The following is a 21,469-nucleotide window of genomic DNA, read 5'->3' as shown; positions in this document are numbered from 1 at the left end:
TAAACCACATTTATTATTTCTACAACAAAAGTTTAAATCCTTCAATAATTAGTAATTTTTTTTACTGAAATAAAAAAAAGCAGCTATAAGCTGCTTTTTTACACAATTCTAGATTTATTTTTATTAAAAATAGTAATATATACCTATATAAAACAAAAGTGTTCAATCACATTTTTAATGGTGGTTTATAATCCCATTTTTGAAAATCATTTTATATAATTTATTAATTTTAAGTGTGGTTTAAAGTGGTAGGAATTTTCTTTGTTATTTCAGATTTGTTGTCTTATAGAATAGAGTTATTAGTTTGTCTAATTTAATACTTAGATTATAAATTACTTCATAACTTTCTGCTTTCTCAATAGACTTGTTTAGTTCGTTTCTTAAAGCAACAATCTGATCATTGATAGTCACTTTCACCAACTCCTACCCTTATTTTAATTGCAAGATATTGTCATTCTATTACATATTTCTCCACAAGTCAATTCTACTAAACAACAATCAACAAATATATTCTTGTTTATATTAAATTAAAATCTTTATATCTTCTTTTTTCTTCTATTAGTACAATTTTTCTACTAATTTATAATTTTATTCTACATTTTTTATATGTTTTTGTCTTCTCTGAAAGAATAAATATAAACTAACAAGTATTAATAATATACTAATAAGCTGTGCTACTCTTATAGGCCCCAACATTAAACTATCTATCCTTAAGCCTTCTATAAAAAATCTTCCAAGGGAATATAAGGCCAAATATAGTAAGAAAACCTCCCCTTTTACTTGCACTTTATTTTTTCTATACCAAAGTAAAAATAGAAAGACTAAAAAATTCCATAAAGATTCATATAAAAATGTTGGATGAACCTTTTGACCATTTATCATTATACCCCAAGGTAAATCTGTTGGAGTTCCATAGGCTTCTTTGTTTATAAAATTTCCCCATCTACCAATAGCTTGACCTAATATAATACTTGGTGAAGTTATATCTGCAATCTGCCAAAAGCTAACATCTTTAATTTTACAATATATTAGTGCTACTATTACTGCAGCAATAACTCCACCATGTATTGCTAAGCCTCCACCTCTAATGTTTATAATTTTATATATATCTCCTTTATAATAATCCCAGTTAAAAATCACATAATAAAGTCTTGCACCAACTATTGCCAAAGGAACTGCAATAATGAGCAAATCAATTAATGTCTCTTCATCTAAACCTACCCTTTTTGCTTCCCTTGTTGCCAATATAGTTCCAATTATCATTCCCACAGAAATAAGTATTCCATACCATCTTATAGATATTCCAAAAATTTCAAAAGCCACTGGGTCCATTTTTTATCACTCCTAGTCAATAATTTAAGCTACTAGATAGACTAGTAGCTATAATTCTTTAACACAAGTTTATTATATTTTTATTCAAGTACTAAGTCAACATTTATCTATTACAAACAATAGATAGAGTATAGTTTTCAGATGTAAAATGGCTATTAAAGCGTTCAACTATATCTTTAAAATCTACTTCTTGTAAAATTCTTAAATAATTAATTAAAGATGTGTTATTAAAATAATATTTTATAAAGGTATTAGCAATATATTCAAGGGAATTAAAGTCCATTAAATGATATCCTATAAATTTCTTTTTTATTCTGTTAAAATCTTCTTCCGATAATTTTTCATTTTTTAATTTAGTGATATAATTTAATATTTCTTCCATAACAACCTTCGGTTTTTCAGATTCTCCACCTAAAATAGAATATCCATAGTCTTTATTACCTACATATTGGGTCCCAAAGGTATTATCAATTAACCCTTCATCATAAAGTTTTTGGAAAAACTCAGAGCTTTCACCAAACAACATTTCATGAAGTATATCTGTCACAATTTGCTTTTTAAGAAGTTTATCTCCATAATACCCTACATCTGAATCTTTAAATCCTATATTAAATAGAGGGGTTGATATACTCATTTTTTCTTCCATAAATTGATTTTTTATCTCCTTTGGTTCCTCTGGATAGAATCTTTTAATTGAACCTGTATAATTTTCTATATCTTCCCTTTGATTTTTCTCCACTATTTCTAAAGCTTTATCAAAATCTATATCACCCACTATAAACAATATCATGTTTTTAGGATGATAAAATGTATTATAACACTTATATAGTGTTTCCTTAGTAATTCTATTAATACTTTCTACTGTACCTGCAATATCTATTCTTACAGGATGATTATGATACATCCCCCTTAAGCAATTAAAGAACACCTTCCAACCTGGAGAATCCTCATACATGCGAATTTCTTGCTCAATTATACCCTTTTCCTTATTAACATTTTCATCGGTAAAATAAGGGTTTTGAACAAAACGCACCAATAGCTTTAAATTATCATAGAATTTGTCAGTGCAGGTAAAAAGATATGCTGTTTGATTAAAATTAGTATAGGCATTTACATATGAACCTAGCTTTGAAAAATCATTAAATACATTTCCATCTGGCTCTTCAAACAATTTGTGTTCTAAAAAATGGGCAATCCCTTCCGGTACTTCAATTGCTTCATTTTCTCCAATTGGAACAAATTTATTGTCATTTGACCCATAATTGGTTGCAAAAACTGCGTATTTTTTAGTAAATCCTTGCTTAGGCATATAAAATATTTTAAGTCCATTATCTAATTCCTTAATAATAATTTCTTCGTTAAGCTTTTTACTTTTAATAGTATTATTTATCAATTTGAATCCTCCTTACTGGTTCCTATTCTTTAAAAAATAAATAGTATCAAGATTTGCTCTATTAGCTGCTTCTATAATCTCTTCTCTTTTAATTCTTTTTACTCTGTTTACCATTTCTTCAATAGTTTTTTCCTCTTTAGTTATAGATTGGCTTAAAAGAAATTCCGATAATGAATAATTGCTATCTTTTAAAGCTTCAATGGTAGTTATTAAAGCTTTTTTAGATTGTTCAATCTCATCATCAGTAAAATTACCTTTTTTCATTTCATCTACCTGTTTTTTTATTATATCTAATGCCTTTTCGAAATTTTTAAATTCAATTCCTGAAGTTATAATCATAAGTGATTTGTATTTGTACGTTTTACTGTGTATATAGTATGCTAAGCTTTCTTTTTCTCTTACATTTATAAAAAGCTTTGAATGGGGTCCTCCACCTAATATATTACTCATTAATAATAATGCTTCGAACAAATCTTCCTCATAAGGAATATTAGTTCTAAAACCTAATGTAAGTTTTCCCTGATTAACATCCATTTCTTCAAATACCCTTTTATGAGTCTTTACATCCTTTAATATATTTTCTCTAGGGATATATTCAACATTTTTTCTAGGAACTTCAAATGTATTTTTTATAGTTTCAAAAACTTCTTCCTCTTCTAGATTACCCACAATATTTATCTCAATTGGACTACTCTCTAAAATCTTTACATAGTGGTCATATAACCTTTTACTATCTATTTCATTTAAATCTTCTACGTAACCATATTTATATATACTATATTTTTCATTTTTACACATTTCCTCTATACATCTTTCAACAGCATAGCTCTTTTTATTATTAATTCTAGCCTTTATTCTCTTTTCTAGATTTTGCTTTTCTTGCTCCAGGTACTTATCTAAAAATTTATTGTTTTCTGTCAAAGGTGAAGTTATAATTTCTGTTAACATTTTAAATTTTTGTTGAAAGAAATTTTCTAATGGTAGATAATCACTATTAGGACCTTCTATAGAAAATCTAACTACTTGTCTTTCTCCCTTTTTAGTTACATCAATACTAAAATTTAGTCCATATAGTTCTTCTAATCTTCTCTGTATATCTAAAGATGTCTTATTAAATTTTGTACCCCTTTTTAGCACCATAGGTATTAAAGCATTTTTAGTAACTTCTTCTCTAATTAAAGGTCTTAAAAAGTAGATACTTATAAAATTAGTCTTAAATTTTTTAGTTTTGATAAGATTTAAATGGATACCTTCATCTAATTTTTTTCTTATAGTTTCTAATTCCAATATTCTATACCTCCTACTATGTTTTTTATATATAATTACAAACAAACTTTTAAAATCTAATAGTTAATCTTTCCTAAAGAACTTAATTCCACTTTTGTAAATTTGTAAATTTAATTCTACTTACTAATTCTTCAATAAAGTAAGCATCATTTAAAAATCCATCTACAACCTTTACCTTTACTCCCTCAGGGATTTCAACTTCTTCTTTTATTTCAAATGCAATTGTATAATTTTCAATATTAGTAGCTGACGGATTTACATATAAACAAATTATATTTCCTACTCCATATTCCAGTAAACGTTGGAATTCATAGACATAATTAGGTTCTACATAATTCATCCAAGCCAGCTTAATCTTATTTTTTCCAATTTTAATATCATTTACTAGATAATTTTTTATTTTTTTTCTGAACAATAAATCCTGCTTAATTCCCTCAATATATTCTTCCCTGCCGTAGCCTCTTTCACCATGTCCAATAAGAAGTATTCCTGTATCGGATGTTTTATTAATATCTGTTTCAAATAAAATCTTTTCAACATATGAGTTTATAATTTTTTCACTATCCCATAATGGTTCAGTCCACTTTATGTATATATTTTGATTAAATAGTTTTAAATTATTTATTCTTTCTTTTAATTCTGTAAATTCATTTCCTTCAGTTATAAAAACTGGTACAACTATAATTTTATAATACCCATCATTAACTATGTTAATTAAAATTTCTTCAATATATTTTGTAGATTTTAAATATCCTAAATAAACTTTATAGTTTTCATTTAATCTTTTTTCTACTTCTTTTTTTACTTTAATTGTATTTTTAATATAATCACTTTGTCCTATTTCTTCATAGTTTCTCTTGGTTTTATGTAAAATAAAAGGTGCTTTTACTTTATTTATAAAGTTTTCGTCCATTTTTAAATCATTTATTCTTTTTCCCATATTAAACATATTATCTTCACCATAATAGGTAAGTAAAACTGCTGTCTTTTCACTTTTTCTACCTATATAGGATGTTTTAAGATTCATATTATAACTTTGTGTAAATAAAAAAAATACTGAGATTATGTAAAAAATTAGCATAAATATAATTAAGAATATAATCCTTCTTTTTGTATTTAGCTTTGATCTATTTTTAAATATCATTATTAATCCTGAATAGGAAATAATTAAAAAAACATTTTCTATTGGATCTTCATATGCTAAAAACAAGTTAAAAAAGAATACAAATAATAATATATAAAATATTTCATTTTTAATATCTTTTATATCCCCCATATAAAACCCCCAAAAACATCTTTTTTTAATTTTATGTAATCCAATATTACTTTTATGAAAATTATCCGGTCAAAAGACCGGATATTCCCTACCTAGTTGGCTGTATTCTCCTTAAAATATCTTGTATTTCTTGTGTGAATCCTGTCATAGGCCTTCCCCTATTAATACCTGTTGCTATATCATCAATTTGCTCAAATAAATTAGGGTCAGCAGTAACTACAACATTATTAATTCTTCTGTCAACACGTCTTACTGTATCTTCCACTCTCTCATTCATAGTGGCTGTAAAACCATTATTTCTACCATTAACATATTGTACTCCTACTAATGCAGTATTTTCACTAATAACAACGGTTGCATCATCTATACCAGGTATATCTACTAAGCTATCAGCTATGTTTTCTGCCCTCATAGATAGATCATCATTCATATCTCTATTTATGTCTCTATTCATATTTCTATCCATATCCCTATCCAAATCTTCATCCATATCATTATTCATGTCATTATCTAAATCTGTGTCTCCATCGTCATCTATATCTCCGTCATTTCCTCTGTCTACTTCACCAGGTTGCTCTTCATTTGGTAAATTAGGTCTTTCAGCAGGTCTACAGCCAACAAATAGTAGAGTAAATACAATAAATAGTAGTGTTAATAAAGATACTATTTTTAAATATTTTTTCAACAGTCTCACCTCCTATACTTATTGTGTCTTTTTGGCCATTTTTTATTAAACAAAAAATCCATTCCGAAGTTTCGGAATGGATTTAATATTCAACCCTTTCACCTGTAGCCATATATACTATTCTTTCACATATATTAGTTGTATGGTCAGCAATTCTTTCTAAATACCTTCCAATAAATAGAAGGTTTACAACCTGCTGCATAATCTTTTTGTTTTCACTTAACATTTCTAATAATTCAATATATATATCTTCATATATATCATCTACTAAATCATCCATTTTTGCTACTTCCTTTGCCAACTCTACATCTTCATTAATAAAACTATCTAAACTTTTCTTTACCATTTCTTTTGCTATATCAGCCATTTTAGGAATATCAATTAAGGGCTTTACAAACTTTTCTTTTCCTATTTTTCTTGTAACCCTTGCAATATTTACACCATGATCTCCAATTCTTTCAAGGTCAGTTATTATCTTTAATATTCCACTTATTTGTCTTAAATCTTTAGCAAGTGGTTGTTGAAGAGCTAAAAGTTCTAAGCACTTTTTTTCTATATATATTTCCATTTCATCTACTTTATCATCTTTTATAATCACTTCATCTGCCTTTGCTAAGTCTTGTTCAATAAGTGAAGTAATTGCAGTATCTATTACATCTTCCACCATTGCCCCCATTTTTAAAAGTGACTGATGTAAATTTTTTAATTCTTCATGAAAATGCTTCCTCATTCTCCCACTCCTTTAACCAAATCTTCCTGTGATATAATCTTCAGTTCTCTTATCACTAGGATTAGAAAATATTTTTTTAGTTTCTCCAAATTCAATTAATTCTCCCATAAGGAAGAAGGCAGTATTATCTGATATTCTTCCTGCCTGCTGCATTGAATGGGTTACTATTATTATAGTATAATTATTCTTCAATTCATCAATTAATTCCTCTATTTTTAATGTAGCTACTGGGTCTAATGCTGAAGTAGGTTCATCCATTAATAATACATCTGGCTCCATAGCAAGTGCCCTAGCTATACATAATCTTTGCTGCTGACCACCTGATAATGCCCATGCAGAAGTATTTAATCTATCTTTAACCTCATCCCATAATGCAGCACCTTTAAGGCTTTTTTCCACTATTTCATCTAATTTAGCTTTATTTTTTATACCATGTCTTTTTGGTCCAAATGCTACATTTTCATAAATAGATTTAGGAAATGGATTTGGTTTTTGAAAAACCATTCCTATCTTTTTTCTAAGTTCAACAACATCTACCTTTGGTGAATAGATATCTTGACCCTCATATAATATTTCACCTTCATGTCTTGTTCCTTCTATTAAATCATTCATTCTATTTAATGTTCTTAAAAAGGTAGATTTACCACATCCAGATGGTCCAATAAGAGCAGTTACTTTGTTTTCCTCTATTTTCATGTTTATATCTTTTAGAGCTTTAAAATCGCCATAATAGAAATTTAAATTATTTATCTCCATTTTAGCATTCATTGCAATTCTCCTCCTTAAATTAACCCTTAATTCTATCTTGATATTTGTCCCTTAATAAAACAGCTAAAGCATTAGCAGTCAATAAAACAGCTAAAAGTACTATTATTGCAGCTGCAGCTAAATTGTGAAAGTCTGCCTGTGGTCTAGAAGTCCAACTATATATTTGCATTGGAAGAGTTGTAAATGAATCAAATATACTTTCAGGAGTAAAAGCTGCGAATGTTACTGCTCCAACCATTATTAAAGGTGCAGTCTCTCCTAAAGCCCTTGCGATTGAAATAATAGTACCTGTTAAAATTCCTGGAATAGCATAGGGTAAAACAACACCGGTTATTACTTGCCATTTAGTACATCCAAGGGCATAAGCTCCATGCTTTAAATCCTTTGGCACACTTCTTAGGGCCTCCTGGGCTGAAACAATAATAATAGGAAGTATAAGTAAAGCTAAAGTCAATCCGCCTGATAAAATACTCCTACCAAAACCAAAAGTATTTACAAATACACCTAACCCTAAAATACCGAACACAATTGAAGGAACCCCAGCTAAATTTGAAATATTAATTTGGATTATATTTGTAAACCAATTTTTTGGTGCATATTCCTCAAGGTAAAGGGCAGCTCCAACACCAACTGGAAAAGACACACTAGCCGTAATAACTATTATCCAAAGACTTCCAAAAAGTCCTGCTTTAATTCCTGCTCTCTCTGGAAATCTTGATGTAAAATTTTTGAAAAAGTCTATACTAAGCCATTTATATCCATCCATTACAATATCACTTAAAAGTACAATAAGTACAATTAGGGCAAATAAAGTTGAAGAAAGTACTAGTCCATGGAAAATTTTATTTTTAAGTTTTCTTAGCTTTAAATTTGACATTAATACTCCTCCCTAAATTTCTTAATTATTAGCTTAGCTAAAATATTCATAGCCAGTGTTATTACAAATAATAACATACCAACTGCAAATATTGTTTTATATATTAATCCTCCATGTTCTACGTCTCCTTTAGCAACCTGAACAATAAATGCAGTCATAGTCTGAATACTTTCTAATGGATTTAACGTTAAGTTCGGAGTTGATCCTGCTGCTAATGTAACTATCATCGTCTCTCCTATTGCACGAGAAATAGCTAATACAAAAGATGCTATTATACTTGATAATGCAGCAGGGACTACTACCTTTGTTGCAACCTCAAATTTGGTGCATCCTAAAGCATAGGCTCCATGACGTAAAGAATCTGGTACTGCCTTCATGGCATCCTCACTTAATGATGAAACCATAGGAATAATCATTATACCTACAGTTATACTTGCACTTAAAGCATTAAAGACCATTGTGTCAGGTACAAATTTTCTAATGATCGGAGTTATAAATGTTAAAGCAAAGTAACCATAAACAATTGAAGGTATACCAGCTAATATTTCTAAAACTGGTTTAATAATCTTTCTAGTCCTTTTTGATGCATATTCACTTAAATATATAGCACATCCTAGTCCTGTTGGAATTGCAACAACACTACCATAAAATGCTATCATTAATGTGCCACTTACTAATGGTAGAACGCCAAATTTAGGGTTAGCAAATAGGGCTGTCCATTCTGTACCCGTTAAAAACTCTAATATTGACACTTCTTTAAAAAATCCAACCGTTTCCTTTAATAATATCGTAACTATACCTATTGTTGTGAATATTGAAACAAGTGCAAATAGGAACAATATTCCCTTTATTACATTTTCACCATGTCGAGGTTTCTGTTGTGTTAAATTATTCTTTTTTGAAGAACTCTTATGTGACTTTTTAACTTTAACATTTTCTACCATTGTCCTAGCCTCCAATTAATTTTTATTAATCCACAATTTTATTATAGGATAGATAAATAACTTCAATGTTTATCTATTGTTAAGCTTATGTTAAATCTATGTTAAACTAATAAACGAAAGTAAAGGAGCAGTTAATACTGCTCCTTTACTGAAGGGGGAAACTTATCTTTGTTTGACCGTACTACTTAACGGCATTTATAATTTTTTCTAATTGTTCATCATATTTATCTTGTGGTAATGGTACATAACCAGTTGATGGAACTACGTTTCTAGCATTCTTTAAGTAGAATTTTACAAACTCTGCAACTTGAGGCTTGTCTTTGAATGAATTATGTGATACGTATATGAAAATTGGTCTTGCTAACGGAGTATATTCTCCATTTCCTATAGTTTCAGTTGTTGGTTCAACTCCATTTATAGTAACTGCTTTTAGCTTGTCTTGATTTTCTTCATAGTATGCATATCCGAAATATCCTAGTGCATATTTATCTCCTGTAATACCTTGTACTAGTACGTTGTCATCCTCACTAGCTGTGTAATCAGTTCTTGAAGCTCCACCTTCACCTACTATTGCTTCAGTGAAGTAATCAAATGTACCTGAATCTGTTCCTGGACCATATAGATGAATTTCTTTGTCTGGCCATTCTGGTCTAATATCTTTCCAAGTCTTAACCTTACTGTTTGGCTCCCAAATTTTCTTTAATTCTTCTACAGTTATATCTGTAGCCCAATCATTTTGAGGGTTTACAACTACTGTAATACCATCATAAGCAACAGAAACTTGAGTATATTCAATTCCATTTTCTTCAGCTTTTGCAGCCTCTTTATCCTTTATTAGTCTTGAAGCATTACTTATATCAGTTTCACCTACAGTAAATCTTTTAAATCCTCCGCCAGTACCTGAAACCCCAACTGTAACTCTTGTATCTGGATATTGTAACTGGAATTCTTCAGCTATAGCCTCAGTTATAGGATAAACTGTACTTGAACCATCAATCTCTATTTTACCTGATAAACCTTTTTCTTGTTGATTTCCTTCTTGACCTTGCGGTTGTTTATTCTGTCCACAAGCAGCTAATACTGTTAAAGACATAACTAAAATTAATGCTAGAGCGATAAACTTAGATCCCTTAAATAATTTCATAATTAATCCCCTTTCATTTAATATTTTGTTTTGCCTTTTCACAATTCACATTATAACAGGATTAATATAGCATTGTGTTTAGCTAATGTTAAACAAAAGTTAAATATATGTTAAGTAGATTTTTGTCATTTTATTTGATAAATCGGTGAAAATAATAAAAAGGAGGTTTTAAAATGATCTATATAATTCTATTTATCTTTATTTTTCTTATTACAAACAAACAATCTATCTTTTTTAAATTACTATTTTTAGCAATGTTTTTACTTATGATGCTTAAAGAAACTACAATCATAATAAAATTTGGAGAAAAAGAAAATAGAGGCTGTAATAAAATATACAGCCTCTATTTATTCTATAATCTGAAAGCATTCATCTATTACATCATGTGTAGCCCTTGGTAACTTAGCATGCAGCTCCTTAATAATTTCATCATCTACTCTACGATTTTTTTCTCCTAGTATTTTTGCTGCTACAATCCTACTAGCTGTTGATTCCCTATGTTCATCTACAAATGAAAGTATAGATTTTATTTGTGTGTCTCTATTCATTTATAGTCACCTCCTATATTTAAGTTGAAGTAATTCCACCAATGTTGTATAATTTACTCTGTGTTAAATTTGAAAGATTACATATTATATTATTAACTATTGAAAGGAAGATATATATGAAATTAGGAATTGTAGGTCTACCAAATGTTGGTAAGAGCACTCTGTTTAATGCTATTACAGCAGCAGGAGCAGAATCTGCCAATTACCCTTTCTGTACAATAGACCCAAATGTTGGAGTTGTAACTGTTCCTGATGAACGTTTAGAAAAATTAGCTAAAATAGTAAATCCAAAAAAAATCACACCAACAACTATAGAATTTTATGATATTGCAGGATTAGTTAAGGGAGCTAGTAAGGGTGAAGGACTAGGTAATCAATTCTTATCCCACATAAGGGAAGTTGCCGCAATAGTCCATGTTGTTAGATGTTTTGAAGATGAAAACATCACTCATGTTGAAGGTAATATTGACCCATTAAGAGATATTGAAATAATTAATCTTGAATTAATTCTTTCTGATTTAGAGTTAATTAATAAAAGAATTACCAAAACTGAAAAATTACTAAAAGGCGATAAATCATATCAAAGTGAATTAGATATTTTAAATAGGATTAAAGATATTTTAGAGAATGAAAAGCCAGCTAGGGTATTAGATTTTGATAAGGAAGAGGAAAAATTTGTAAAGAGCTTAAATCTTTTAACCTATAAACCTGTATTATATGCTGCAAATATATCAGAAGAGGATTTATTAGATGGAGGTAATGAACACGTTGATAAAATAAAGGAGTTAGCAAAAGAAGAAGGGGCAGAAGTAATAACACTATGTGGAAAAATTGAAGCTGAAATTGCAGAATTAGATGAAGAAGAAAAGAAAGATTTTCTAGAAGAATTGGGCCTTAAAGAATCAGGTCTAGATAAACTTATTAAAGCTAGTTATAGATTACTAGGATTAATAAGTTTTTTAACTGCAGGTGAAAAAGAGGTTAGAGCTTGGACTATAAAAAAAGGAACAAAAGCTCCTCAAGCCGCAGGAAAAATTCACTCTGATATGGAAAGAGGTTTTATAAGGGCTGAAGTTATTAGTTATGAAGATTTAATTGATTGTGGTGGATACACAGAAGCTAAAGAAAAGGGGTTAATAAGATTAGAAGGAAAAGACTATATCGTTAAAGATGGTGATGTTATAGTATTTAGATTTAATGTATAAAAAATACACCTCAATCTGAGGTGTATTTTTTATATATCTTTAACTTTAAATTTGTTTACTAAGCTAGCCAAACCATTTGCCATATCACTTACACCCTGTGCTGATTCTGTTACATTTTCTAAAGTTGCTGTTTGCTCTTCTGCAGCTCCTGATACCTCTTGACTATTAAAAGCAGTCTTTTCTGAAACAGATGATACCGAATTAATCAATTCTACTACTTGGTCTGATGTTGCAACCTCATCTTTAGTAATATCTAGTACCTCATTTATGTTATCTATAGTTTCATCAACTGCTTTTATTATATCTTCAAAAGTTTTTTCTGTTTCACTAACTATACTAGTTCCATTTTTTACTGCTTCTTTACTTTCTTCTATAGATGCTACTACTCCATTAATTTGTTTTTTCATCTCCCCCATTAGCTTTTCTATATCTTCTGCACCTTTATGGGATTCTTCAGCAAGTTTTCTTACTTCCTCAGCTACAACTCCAAACCCCCTACCATGTTCACCTGCTCTGGCAGCCTCTATAGATGCATTAAGGGATAATAAATCAGTTTGAGCTGCAATATTATTAATCATGTTTGCTATTTCAGTAATCCTTTCTGATAATGTATGTAAGCCTTCGATTACTTTAGAAACATTTGATGTTTTATTGTTAATTACCTTCATTGCATTAACTGTATCTTTTACTTTTTCTTTTCCTTTGTTAGCTATTATTTTAGTATTTTTAGAATTATCTGTTGCTTTTTCGCATTTATTTTTAGCAAGTTGAACAAGACTCGACAAATGGAGTAAAGATTTTGAAGCTTCAACAATTGAATTACTTTGTTTATCAGTCATTAAAGCAATATCTTCTATAGATGCTGTAATTTGTTGTGTTGCAGTATTAACCTGCTCTGTAGATTCAAACATATCTTTCGATGCATTAGTAAGTTCTAATGACTTTTTTCTTACTTCACTAATAATTTGTGATTGATTCATTAACATTTTATTAAAGAAATCTCCTAAAACTTTCATCTCATCATTGGATTTTATCTCCACAAATTCAGTTAAGTTTCCTTCACCAGCTTTCTCCATTTTGTTAATTATTTCTTGTAGGGGTTTTAAAATAATAAATCTTAAGCTAATGTAAATTATACTAGTTACAATTAAAAGGTTAATTCCTGTAGATACATAAACTGCTATATTCCCTTTTACAAGATTAGTCTTCTGTACCATATTATTTATATATACTGCAATAGTAGGACTTATTATTAAAGCTATAACAACACTAATAATTATTTTAGTTCTAATTCCCAATGGTACTTTTTGAATATTAAGCATTTGTACACCTTTATTTGCTTTCTCCATAACATTGTTTTTATTTTTTTTCATAAACTTTCCTCCTAAATAATTATTATTACTTATGGTTAATTAGCTATTTTATCACTCTAATATAACTTAAACCATCTTAATCCACATATATCTATCACATTTATAATTTCTCACTTTTACCATATTTCACCTTTATTTGTGAAAAAAAAGAACAAAATAGGTCTTTTTACCCATTTTGTTCTTTTTAAATCTTTAACTTCAATGTATTTTAACTTTAATATCCATTACTATCTACTTTTTGGCCTTCTACTATTGCTACAGATGAGCTTGCTCCTATTCTAGTAGCACCTGCTTTAATCATCTTTTTAGCCTTTTCAATATCTCTTACTCCTCCTGAAGCTTTAACACCCATTTCTTCTCCAACAGTATTTCTCATTAATTCTACATCTTCAACTGTTGCACCGCCTGTACTAAAACCTGTAGAAGTCTTAACAAAATCTGCTCCTGCTTCCTTTGCTAGTTTACTAGCAATAATTTTTTCATCATCAGTTAAAAGGCAAGTTTCTATTATAACCTTTACAATTGTATCTTCTCCTGAAGCTTCTACTACTGCCTCTATATCTTCTTTTACAGTATCATAATCCTTATCCTTAAGTGCCCCTATATTTATAACCATATCTAACTCATCTGCTCCATTTTCAACAGCCTTTTTAGCTTCAAATGCCTTTACCTCTTTAAGGGTGCTACCTAAAGGAAAACCTATAACTGATGTTACTTTTATGTTAGAATCTTTTAATAGTTCCTTTACATATTTTACATAATAAGGATTAACACATACAGAAGCAAAACCATATTTTTTGGCTTCTTCACATATTTTTTTTACATCTTCTTTTTTAGTATCAGGTTTTAGAATAGTATGATCTATTATTGATGCAATTTGTTTCATTTAAGTACCTCCATCTATTTAATTAATTCAACCATTTCTCCATTTTTAACTCCAGCTGCATTACCTTCATCTATATCAACGTGCATTTCTAAAGCATACTTTGGACTAACTCTAACTAGAACATTTTCAAACACTAATCCTCTTTCTCCTCCTACTTTTACTTTTACAATATCCTTATCTTTAACTCCAAATTCTTCAGCATCATCTGTATGCATATGTATATGTCTTGCAGCTGCTATTACTCCCTTTTCTAATTCAACTTCTCCATTTGGTCCAACTAGTTTTGCTCCAGGGCTTCCATCTAAATCCCCAGAATTTCTTACTGGTGCTTTAACACCTAATTTAAAGCTATCAGTTAGAGATATTTCTACTTGAGTTTCTTTTCTAGCTGGTCCTAATACCCTTACACCTTTAATAGTTCCCTTTGGTCCAACTAGATCAACCTTTTCTTCAGCAGCAAACTGTCCTGGCTGAGATAAATCCTTCTTTTTAGTTAATTCATAACCTTCTCCAAATAAAACTTTGATGTGTTCCTCACTTAAGTGAACGTGTCTGTTTGATAATGCAATTGGTAATTCTTTTCTCATAAGTATACCCCCTTAATATAATATTTTTCTAAAATTTGTTATTTTTCTAACCATTATACTATAATTGTAGCATATGGTATTTTTAATTTAAACAGATATTTCCAAGGAAATTATTTTGCCAATAAAATTATAATTCTTTCTTTTATAAAAATCAAATAATTATTAATCTAAACATATACCCATTGCAATAATATCGATAAATTTGCCATTAACTAAAAATCCCCTTTTAATTTTTCCTTCCTTTTCAAATCCCATTTTTTCATATAGTTTTATAGCTTTATGATTATCAAAGCGAACCCTTAAGTTAATCTTTTTTATTTGCCCTTCACTTTTAGCCCAATCTAATAGTGTTTTCATAAGTAACTTCCCAATTCCAAGTCCCCAGTATTTTTTTAACACTGTAATTCCAAATTCTCCAGAATGTTTGGTTCTTGGTCTTTTGCCTGATCGAAAAGTAAGATTTCCAACAATCCTTCCATCTACTTCAGCTATTAAGAATAAATCCCTTGGAGAATTTAAACTGTTTTGTATTATTTTCTTCTCCTGTTCAACATTTACATTAAATTCCCCTTCCCCAAAGGTTAAGTTGTCAGATTCTCCAGCTACTTTGTTTATATATTGTATAAGATCTTTAGCATCACAAGGTTCTGCTTCACGTATAATTAGAGCTTTATTATTTTTAAGTTTATATTTATTATTTATCCCCATAATATCCCCCTTTAATAAACAACTTATTAACTTTTAACTTTATCCACTAAATTAAAGAAATTTGGAAAAGAAACTGCTATACTATCTGTTTCTTCTAATTCAGACTCACCATCTGCATATAAAGAAGCAATACTTAAAGACATTGCTATTCTATGATCAGCATATGTTTTTAAAAATGCTGAATTTAACTTTTTATTTCCCTTTATAATCATCCCATCTTCCCTTTCTTCTATATCTACCCCCATTTTAGTTAGTTCATCTACCATTGCCTTTATTCTGTTACTTTCCTTAACTTTTAGCTCACTTGCATCTTTTATGATAGTTGTCCCCTCTGCAACTGATGCAGCAACAGCAATTATTGGTATTTCATCAATAAGTCTTGGAATTAAGTCACCTTCTATAGTTACTCCCTTTAACTTAGAGTGTTTTACATGAATATCACCTATAGGTTCATTGTTAACAGTCTTAAGATTACTGATTTTAATATTACCTCCCATTGCCTTTAGAACGTCAATTATACCTGTTCGTGTTTCATTTAATCCAACATTCTTTAAAGTTAATTTAGAACCTTTAAGTATTAATGCAGCAACCATAAAAAAGGCTGCTGAAGATATATCACCTGGTACTATAACTTTTTTACCTTTTAATTTATTTCCTGATTTTATATATACTTCATTTCCAGTAACTTTAATATCAGCACCAAAATATTTAAGCATTCTTTCGGTATGGTCTCTAGATATTTTCGGCTGAATAACTTTTGTAATACCTTCAGAATAAAGCCCAGCAAATAATAAACAAGATTTAACCTGAGCACTTGCAACTGGCTGTTTATATGTGATACCCTTTAACCTATTTGATGGTCTAATTTCTAAAGGAGCAAACTTATCATCTTTTCCTTTTATATTTGCCCCCATTTTTCTTAAGGGTGTAATAATCCTGTCCATTGGTCTTCTCTGTATTGATTTATCACCAGTTATATAAGATGTAAAATTTTGCCCTGCCAGTATTCCACTTAATAGTCTTATTGTAGTACCTGAATTTCCGACATTTAAAGTTTTTTTAGGTTCTTTAAGTCCTTTTAAGCCAGGTCCCTCAATAAAAACCTTATTTTTTTTAATATCAATATTAACACCCATATTTCTAAAGCATTCTACTGTAGATAAACAATCTTTACCTAATAAAAAATTATGTACTTCTGTTCTACCATCAGATAGAGCACCAATCATAATTGCCCTATGGGATATAGATTTGTCACCTGGAACTTCTATTTCACCCTTTAAATAAACATTACCACCTTTTATTTTCATAATTTTACCCCATCCTTTAAACTTTTTATAATTACCTTTTTATCTGTTTCAGTAAATATATCTACCTTCCCTTTTCCAATTGGAAGAACAAAAACATTTTTATTGTTTATCTTCTTTTTATCATGTTCCATTTTTTTCATTATTTCTTTTATTTCTTTATCATTAAAAGCTTTTAATTCAACTATTTTGCTTACCATATCAGTGATTTCCTTAAAATATTTTTCATCTATCATATCTAATTTTTTACTTATAAAGCTTTCATATACTATTCCTAAAGCCACTGCCTCACCATGTTTATATCTATTGAAATTATCTAAAGATTCAATTCCATGTCCTATTGTATGACCAAAATTTAATATCCTTCTTATTCCTTTATCCCTTTCATCAATTTCAACTACATCTCTTTTTATTTTTAATGATTCCATAATTATATTTACTAAACATTCCTTATCTAATTGGATAATTTTTTTAAAGTTATTCCTTAACCAATTAAAAAAATCATAATTTTTAATCAGTCCGTATTTTACTACTTCACCTAAGCCTGAAAAAAAGTCCCTTTTACTTAATGTTTCAAGAAAATTAACATCAATAATTACTGTCCTTGGTTGATAAAAAGCGCCTATAATATTTTTATATGAATCAAAATTTACTGCAACTTTGCCTCCAACACTACTATCCACCTGTGCTAATAAAGTAGTAGGTACCTGTATAAAATCTATTCCCCTCATATATGTTGAAGCAACAAATCCTGCTATATCTCCAACTACGCCGCCACCTAGACTTACAACGGTAGTTTGTCTGTCACATCGACTTATCAACATTTTTTTATATATTTCTTTAGCAACCTCTAAATTTTTACTTTTTTCTCCCGGTTTAATCATAAAATAGTTTACCTTGTAATCCCTTAAATAACTTAAACATTTATCTAGATAAAGTCTTCCTACATTTTCATCTGTTATTATAAATACATCGTTACTAACATCTAAAGAATTTAGTATATCATGTATATTACTAAATATCCCTGCTCCTACATATATGTTATATTTAGTATCCTTCAAATCAACATTTAAAACTCTCATAGGATCACCTACTATTTACATAATCTATGTATCTATTGTAATTATCTTTCATTTCACTTATACTGTCTCCTCCAAATTTTATTGTAATTTCATTTGCTAGAATCCAAGCTAAGATATGTTCTGCTACAATACTTGCCGAAGGTACAGCACATACGTCAGCCCTTTCTTTTTGGGCTTCAAAGGCTTTTTTGGTTTCCATATCAACACTATTTAAAGGGCTCCCTAAAGAAGGGATAGGTTTCATTGCACATTTTACTATTATATTATTTCCATTAGAAATACCCGCCTCTATACCTCCAGCATTATTAGTCTTTCTATAATACTGGTTTTCATAATATATTTCATCATGTACTTCAGACCCTAATCTTCTTGCACTTTCAAAACCCATTCCAATTTCTACACCTTTTACTCCCTGAAGTGACATCATGCCTTGAGCAATTTTTCCATCGAGCTTTCTATCCCAGTTTACATGACTACCTAATCCAATAGGTACATTATATGCTACAACTTCAAATAAGCCACCTAAAGTATCTCCTTTTTCCTTCGTTTTATCTATTTCTGTTATTATTTGATTCTCAGCTTGTTTATCTAAAACTCTAACTGGTGACCTATCTGCCATTTCTAATTGTTCTTTATTTATATTTTTAGTTTCAACTTTTACTTTTCCGATCTGAATTACATGACTATATATCTCTATGTCAAAAGCTTTCAATAACTGTTTTGCAATTGAACCTACTGCAACCCTCATTGCTGTTTCTCTTGCACTGGCCCTTTCAAGTATATTTCTTATATCCTTATGGTTATATTTAATAGCACCAGCCAAATCTCCATGGCCTGGCCTAGGTCTTGTAACTATTTTTTCTTTAGGTAATCTTATATTCTCTACATCCATAATTTCCTTCCAATTTTCCCAATCTCTATTCTTAATAATCATTGCAATAGGACTTCCCAAAGTTTTCCCATTTCTAATACCTGATATTATCTCAATTTTATCCCTTTCTATATCCATCCTCTTACCTCTACCATATCCTTTTTGCCTTCTCTTTAATTCATTATTAATAAACTCTATATCTATATTTAAATTAGCCGGTAAACCCTCGATAATACCAACTAGCCCTTTGCCATGGGATTCTCCTGCCGTTAAAAATTTAAGCATAAATTCTACTCCCTTCGTATACTATAATTACTAGTATATTTTAAGTCGTTTAAATTAATCACCAAATATTCTCAATGTCTTTTAATCTTTTTGGAAAAATATTAGGCTCGCCATAAAGGTCGAGCCATGTAATTTAATAATTTGAAGTTTTATGTAATAAAGTTTATTATATTTTGTTATTTTAATTTACTTTCAACTGCCTTTACCTTTCTTTCCATACTAGTTTCCTTATCCCTTCTATCATCTATCTTTATTTGTGTTGAAACCCTCTTGGCCCCTTCTCCAAAAGGTACTTCATGCATTTTTCTTATAGTTGATAATATTTTATCCAAATCACCTTCTATAATTGTTCCCATAGGTGTAAGCTGATATTTTATTTCCTCTTCTCTCTTAAGAATTTCGTGACACTTTGCCACATATCTACTTAAACTAGTATCTCCTGTTCCTAATGGAACAATTGTAACTTCAACTATTGCCATTTTTTCACCTCCTTAATCAAAAAATTTATTTCCCATACTATATGCTTTAGCCAAAATATCCTTTCTATTCCATACAGGTACTTTATCAGTATCTGAAACAAGAATATTATATTTGTACGTTGTATTTATTGCTTTAAAAAACAAATCAATTACAGGAAAACATCCATCAAAATGTTTCCTATTGTAGGGGGCACCACCCACACAAATAAACATTCCTATTCTATCCTTAGTTGTGTCTATATATGGATTCTTTAGAACAAACTTGTTAGACCAATAAACCTGGCACCTATCAATCATAATTTTAGCTATACTACTTACAGTATTAAAGTATAAAGGTGATGCTAAAATTATTCCATCACTATCATTAAATTTATCGTATAGTTTTTGTATATCATCATTTATAACACATTCTCCTCTTTTAGCACAATAATTACATCCAGTACAAGGATTTAATTCCATATCACTAAGATAAATCTTTTCTACATTGTTACCATTTTTCTTAATTCCTTTAATAACCATATTTAATAGTATATCTGTATTTTTCCCTTTTCTAGGACTTCCCATTATAGCTAATACTTTGTTCATTACAATCCCCCTATACTAAAAGCTACTAGTTTACTAGTAGCTTTTAGAAATAGCATGTTTTATAGTAATATTTTATGATAAATTGTTATATTTGTAAATAAATCCATTAAAATAGACTATCTTCTTCTATATTCGTCGATTCTTCTAAAAGATAAGTAATAATAAATTTACCTATAGATATAATACCAAGGAAAAATAAAACATAGGCTGCTATTCTATAGTAAAGTTCATAAGGTGTTATTCTACCCCAAATAAGAATTAAAATCCCCACCATAAAATACTTAAAGGTTTTCCCCTTTGATAATACAACTTCCCTGTATTCTTTAATTTTAGTTTTCTTATCTGCTACTTTATTTAAAATCATACTATCTATTTCTTTTTTAGTTGGATAAGAATTGGCTTTTTTTAATAATTTTATTAATCCATCTAAATTAAATAAATATAACTTCGTATATTTTTCTAATTTAGGTAAAAAGTCTTTAACATCTTCTGAAAATGAAGAAGTAGTTATTACAATTCCTTGATCTATCTCTAATGTTCTTAATGATAAGAAAAAATCCCTAATCTCATTAACAGTAACCTTATAATCATCTTCATATTGAAAACATTTAATGCCAACAGTATTACCTTGGAATTTTCCAATTATATCTAAATCTTTTTCATATTTTAATTTTAAGTCATTAATCCCACATTTTTCTAGAATATCTTTCATTTCTTCAACAAATTCAACTGGTGTTTTATTTAAAAAATCTTTTTTAATCTTGTTCTTTGCCAATCTTTCATTTATAGCTTTTACATTTTTTATAAATCTCATTTTATTTATTTTATATATTAGTAAGTTTAATAAGATAAAAACTTGTATAGTTATTGCTATAGCAAAAAGCATATCATTTGTTAAAAAGTACATATATACAAAAAATATGATGGTAATAAAAAATCTAATAAAAAAGCTATCTAATATCATGGCAATGTGGCTTTTACCCTCATTTAACTCTTCCATATAGAATCTTTTTATTTTCCTTTTCTTAAGTAACTTTTTCACATTATCTATAATGTTTTTTGAAAAACTTTTATCTGCCATAACAAAACCTCCCGATTAATATGTTTATCTAAATAATTC

At 29.0% G+C, this 21,469-nt stretch carries 23 protein-coding genes; 1 reads left to right on the top strand and 22 read right to left on the bottom strand.

Annotation, left to right across the window (positions count from 1 at the left end):
* Window positions 1-264: 264 nt before the first annotated feature.
* The 12 genes from BET03_RS00215 to BET03_RS00160 all read right to left on the bottom strand — a co-directional run bounded on the left by BET03_RS00215 (window position 265) and on the right by BET03_RS00160 (window position 10,984).
* Window positions 265-411 carry an aspartyl-phosphate phosphatase Spo0E family protein gene (locus BET03_RS00215; RefSeq protein WP_120166026.1) on the bottom strand — a complete coding sequence of 49 codons (147 nt, stop codon included), beginning with the start codon at window positions 409-411 and terminating at the stop codon, window positions 265-267.
* A gap of 177 nt (window positions 412-588) precedes the next feature.
* Window positions 589-1,332, bottom strand: a complete 744-nt coding sequence (lgt, locus tag BET03_RS00210; protein WP_120166024.1) for a prolipoprotein diacylglyceryl transferase — start codon at window positions 1,330-1,332, stop codon at window positions 589-591.
* Window positions 1,333-1,435: 103 nt separating this feature from the next.
* Window positions 1,436-2,725 (bottom strand): EF-P 5-aminopentanol modification-associated protein YfmH, encoded by a 1,290-nt coding sequence (gene yfmH / locus BET03_RS00205; protein ID WP_243096824.1) that lies wholly within the window; start codon window positions 2,723-2,725, stop codon window positions 1,436-1,438.
* A 12-nt stretch (window positions 2,726-2,737) separates the two neighbouring features.
* Window positions 2,738-4,012, bottom strand: a complete 1,275-nt coding sequence (yfmF, locus tag BET03_RS00200) for an EF-P 5-aminopentanol modification-associated protein YfmF (protein WP_120166022.1) — start codon at window positions 4,010-4,012, stop codon at window positions 2,738-2,740.
* Window positions 4,013-4,094: 82 nt separating this feature from the next.
* Entirely contained in the window at window positions 4,095-5,288 is a 1,194-nt protein-coding gene (locus BET03_RS00195) for a ferrochelatase (RefSeq protein WP_120166020.1), read from the bottom strand.
* Window positions 5,289-5,376: 88 nt separating this feature from the next.
* On the bottom strand, window positions 5,377-5,973 hold the full coding sequence (locus tag BET03_RS00190) for a YhcN/YlaJ family sporulation lipoprotein (RefSeq protein ID WP_183108647.1): 597 nt from the start codon (window positions 5,971-5,973) through the stop codon (window positions 5,377-5,379).
* An 82-nt stretch (window positions 5,974-6,055) separates the two neighbouring features.
* On the bottom strand, window positions 6,056-6,703 hold the full coding sequence (gene phoU, locus BET03_RS00185) for a phosphate signaling complex protein PhoU (protein ID WP_120166016.1): 648 nt from the start codon (window positions 6,701-6,703) through the stop codon (window positions 6,056-6,058).
* 12 nt (window positions 6,704-6,715) lie between these two features.
* A complete protein-coding gene (pstB, locus tag BET03_RS00180) occupies window positions 6,716-7,471 on the bottom strand; it encodes a phosphate ABC transporter ATP-binding protein PstB (RefSeq protein ID WP_120166014.1) in 756 nt (251 codons plus the stop codon).
* A 19-nt stretch (window positions 7,472-7,490) separates the two neighbouring features.
* Window positions 7,491-8,348, bottom strand: coding sequence for a phosphate ABC transporter permease PstA (gene pstA, locus BET03_RS00175; protein WP_120166012.1), 858 nt, complete (start codon window positions 8,346-8,348; stop codon window positions 7,491-7,493).
* Window positions 8,348-9,292, bottom strand: coding sequence for a phosphate ABC transporter permease subunit PstC (gene pstC, locus BET03_RS00170; protein WP_120166010.1), 945 nt, complete (start codon window positions 9,290-9,292; stop codon window positions 8,348-8,350). Before pstC ends, pstA begins: the two co-directional genes overlap by 1 nt.
* A 181-nt stretch (window positions 9,293-9,473) precedes the next feature.
* Window positions 9,474-10,436: a PstS family phosphate ABC transporter substrate-binding protein gene (locus BET03_RS00165; RefSeq protein ID WP_120166008.1), complete on the bottom strand. Its 963-nt coding sequence runs from the start codon at window positions 10,434-10,436 to the stop codon at window positions 9,474-9,476.
* Window positions 10,437-10,783: 347 nt separating this feature from the next.
* The gene (locus tag BET03_RS00160) at window positions 10,784-10,984 is read right to left on the bottom strand and encodes a hypothetical protein (protein ID WP_120166006.1); all 201 of its coding nucleotides are present in this window, start codon (window positions 10,982-10,984) and stop codon (window positions 10,784-10,786) included.
* A gap of 116 nt (window positions 10,985-11,100) precedes the next feature.
* Here BET03_RS00160 and ychF point away from each other — a divergent pair, with 116 nt between their 5' ends.
* A complete protein-coding gene (gene ychF, locus BET03_RS00155; RefSeq protein WP_120166004.1) occupies window positions 11,101-12,189 on the top strand; it encodes a redox-regulated ATPase YchF in 1,089 nt (362 codons plus the stop codon).
* Between the two features lie 29 nt (window positions 12,190-12,218).
* Here the strand turns inward: ychF and BET03_RS00150 are convergent, their stop codons facing one another.
* The 10 genes from BET03_RS00150 to BET03_RS00105 form a co-directional block, all read right to left on the bottom strand.
* On the bottom strand, window positions 12,219-13,562 hold the full coding sequence (locus BET03_RS00150; protein ID WP_120166002.1) for a methyl-accepting chemotaxis protein: 1,344 nt from the start codon (window positions 13,560-13,562) through the stop codon (window positions 12,219-12,221).
* Window positions 13,563-13,776: 214 nt separating this feature from the next.
* A complete protein-coding gene (deoC, locus tag BET03_RS00145; RefSeq protein WP_120166000.1) occupies window positions 13,777-14,448 on the bottom strand; it encodes a deoxyribose-phosphate aldolase in 672 nt (223 codons plus the stop codon).
* Window positions 14,449-14,462: 14 nt separating this feature from the next.
* A complete protein-coding gene (gene pduL / locus BET03_RS00140; protein WP_120165998.1) occupies window positions 14,463-15,035 on the bottom strand; it encodes a phosphate propanoyltransferase in 573 nt (190 codons plus the stop codon).
* 162 nt (window positions 15,036-15,197) lie between these two features.
* Window positions 15,198-15,743 (bottom strand): GNAT family N-acetyltransferase, encoded by a 546-nt coding sequence (locus BET03_RS00135; protein ID WP_120165996.1) that lies wholly within the window; start codon window positions 15,741-15,743, stop codon window positions 15,198-15,200.
* 26 nt (window positions 15,744-15,769) lie between these two features.
* Complete coding sequence (gene aroA / locus BET03_RS00130; protein ID WP_120165994.1) at window positions 15,770-17,050, bottom strand: 3-phosphoshikimate 1-carboxyvinyltransferase; 1,281 nt, start codon at window positions 17,048-17,050, stop codon at window positions 15,770-15,772.
* Window positions 17,047-18,129, bottom strand: coding sequence for a 3-dehydroquinate synthase (gene aroB / locus BET03_RS00125; protein WP_120165992.1), 1,083 nt, complete (start codon window positions 18,127-18,129; stop codon window positions 17,047-17,049). Before aroB ends, aroA begins: the two co-directional genes overlap by 4 nt.
* 4 nt (window positions 18,130-18,133) lie before the next feature.
* A complete protein-coding gene (aroC, locus tag BET03_RS00120; RefSeq protein ID WP_120165990.1) occupies window positions 18,134-19,285 on the bottom strand; it encodes a chorismate synthase in 1,152 nt (383 codons plus the stop codon).
* A 176-nt stretch (window positions 19,286-19,461) separates the two neighbouring features.
* Window positions 19,462-19,764 (bottom strand): MTH1187 family thiamine-binding protein, encoded by a 303-nt coding sequence (locus BET03_RS00115; RefSeq protein ID WP_120165988.1) that lies wholly within the window; start codon window positions 19,762-19,764, stop codon window positions 19,462-19,464.
* Between the two features lie 12 nt (window positions 19,765-19,776).
* Window positions 19,777-20,349: a flavodoxin family protein gene (locus tag BET03_RS00110; RefSeq protein ID WP_120165986.1), complete on the bottom strand. Its 573-nt coding sequence runs from the start codon at window positions 20,347-20,349 to the stop codon at window positions 19,777-19,779.
* 106 nt (window positions 20,350-20,455) lie between these two features.
* Window positions 20,456-21,430, bottom strand: coding sequence for a restriction endonuclease (locus BET03_RS00105; protein WP_120165984.1), 975 nt, complete (start codon window positions 21,428-21,430; stop codon window positions 20,456-20,458).
* Window positions 21,431-21,469 lie beyond the last annotated feature (39 nt).

Origin of the sequence: Thermohalobacter berrensis, assembly GCF_003609645.1 — a bacterium.
GTDB lineage: Bacteria > Bacillota > Clostridia > Tissierellales > Thermohalobacteraceae > Thermohalobacter > Thermohalobacter berrensis.
The sequence above is the reverse complement of the archived record's forward strand: the minus strand, read 5'-3'. Positions and strand labels throughout refer to the sequence as shown.

What these genes read in the sequence shown, in the direction of transcription:
- pstA (WP_120166012.1), bottom strand. Translation starts at nt 8,348, where the DNA reads ATGTCAAATTTAAAGCTAAGAAAACTTAAAAATAAAATTTTCCATGGA.
- pstB (WP_120166014.1), bottom strand. Translation starts at nt 7,471, where the DNA reads ATGAATGCTAAAATGGAGATAAATAATTTAAATTTCTATTATGGCGAT.
- aroC (WP_120165990.1), bottom strand. Translation starts at nt 19,285, where the DNA reads ATGCTTAAATTTTTAACGGCAGGAGAATCCCATGGCAAAGGGCTAGTT.
- BET03_RS00195 (WP_120166020.1), bottom strand. Translation starts at nt 5,288, where the DNA reads ATGGGGGATATAAAAGATATTAAAAATGAAATATTTTATATATTATTA.
- BET03_RS00150 (WP_120166002.1), bottom strand. Translation starts at nt 13,562, where the DNA reads ATGAAAAAAAATAAAAACAATGTTATGGAGAAAGCAAATAAAGGTGTA.
- BET03_RS00160 (WP_120166006.1), bottom strand. Translation starts at nt 10,984, where the DNA reads ATGAATAGAGACACACAAATAAAATCTATACTTTCATTTGTAGATGAA.
- BET03_RS00110 (WP_120165986.1), bottom strand. Translation starts at nt 20,349, where the DNA reads ATGAACAAAGTATTAGCTATAATGGGAAGTCCTAGAAAAGGGAAAAAT.
- lgt (WP_120166024.1), bottom strand. Translation starts at nt 1,332, where the DNA reads ATGGACCCAGTGGCTTTTGAAATTTTTGGAATATCTATAAGATGGTAT.
- BET03_RS00165 (WP_120166008.1), bottom strand. Translation starts at nt 10,436, where the DNA reads ATGAAATTATTTAAGGGATCTAAGTTTATCGCTCTAGCATTAATTTTA.
- BET03_RS00135 (WP_120165996.1), bottom strand. Translation starts at nt 15,743, where the DNA reads ATGGGGATAAATAATAAATATAAACTTAAAAATAATAAAGCTCTAATT.
- deoC (WP_120166000.1), bottom strand. Translation starts at nt 14,448, where the DNA reads ATGAAACAAATTGCATCAATAATAGATCATACTATTCTAAAACCTGAT.
- BET03_RS00105 (WP_120165984.1), bottom strand. Translation starts at nt 21,430, where the DNA reads ATGGCAGATAAAAGTTTTTCAAAAAACATTATAGATAATGTGAAAAAG.
- pduL (WP_120165998.1), bottom strand. Translation starts at nt 15,035, where the DNA reads ATGAGAAAAGAATTACCAATTGCATTATCAAACAGACACGTTCACTTA.
- aroB (WP_120165992.1), bottom strand. Translation starts at nt 18,129, where the DNA reads ATGAGAGTTTTAAATGTTGATTTGAAGGATACTAAATATAACATATAT.
- phoU (WP_120166016.1), bottom strand. Translation starts at nt 6,703, where the DNA reads ATGAGGAAGCATTTTCATGAAGAATTAAAAAATTTACATCAGTCACTT.
- aroA (WP_120165994.1), bottom strand. Translation starts at nt 17,050, where the DNA reads ATGAAAATAAAAGGTGGTAATGTTTATTTAAAGGGTGAAATAGAAGTT.
- ychF (WP_120166004.1), top strand. Translation starts at nt 11,101, where the DNA reads ATGAAATTAGGAATTGTAGGTCTACCAAATGTTGGTAAGAGCACTCTG.
- pstC (WP_120166010.1), bottom strand. Translation starts at nt 9,292, where the DNA reads ATGGTAGAAAATGTTAAAGTTAAAAAGTCACATAAGAGTTCTTCAAAA.
- BET03_RS00115 (WP_120165988.1), bottom strand. Translation starts at nt 19,764, where the DNA reads ATGGCAATAGTTGAAGTTACAATTGTTCCATTAGGAACAGGAGATACT.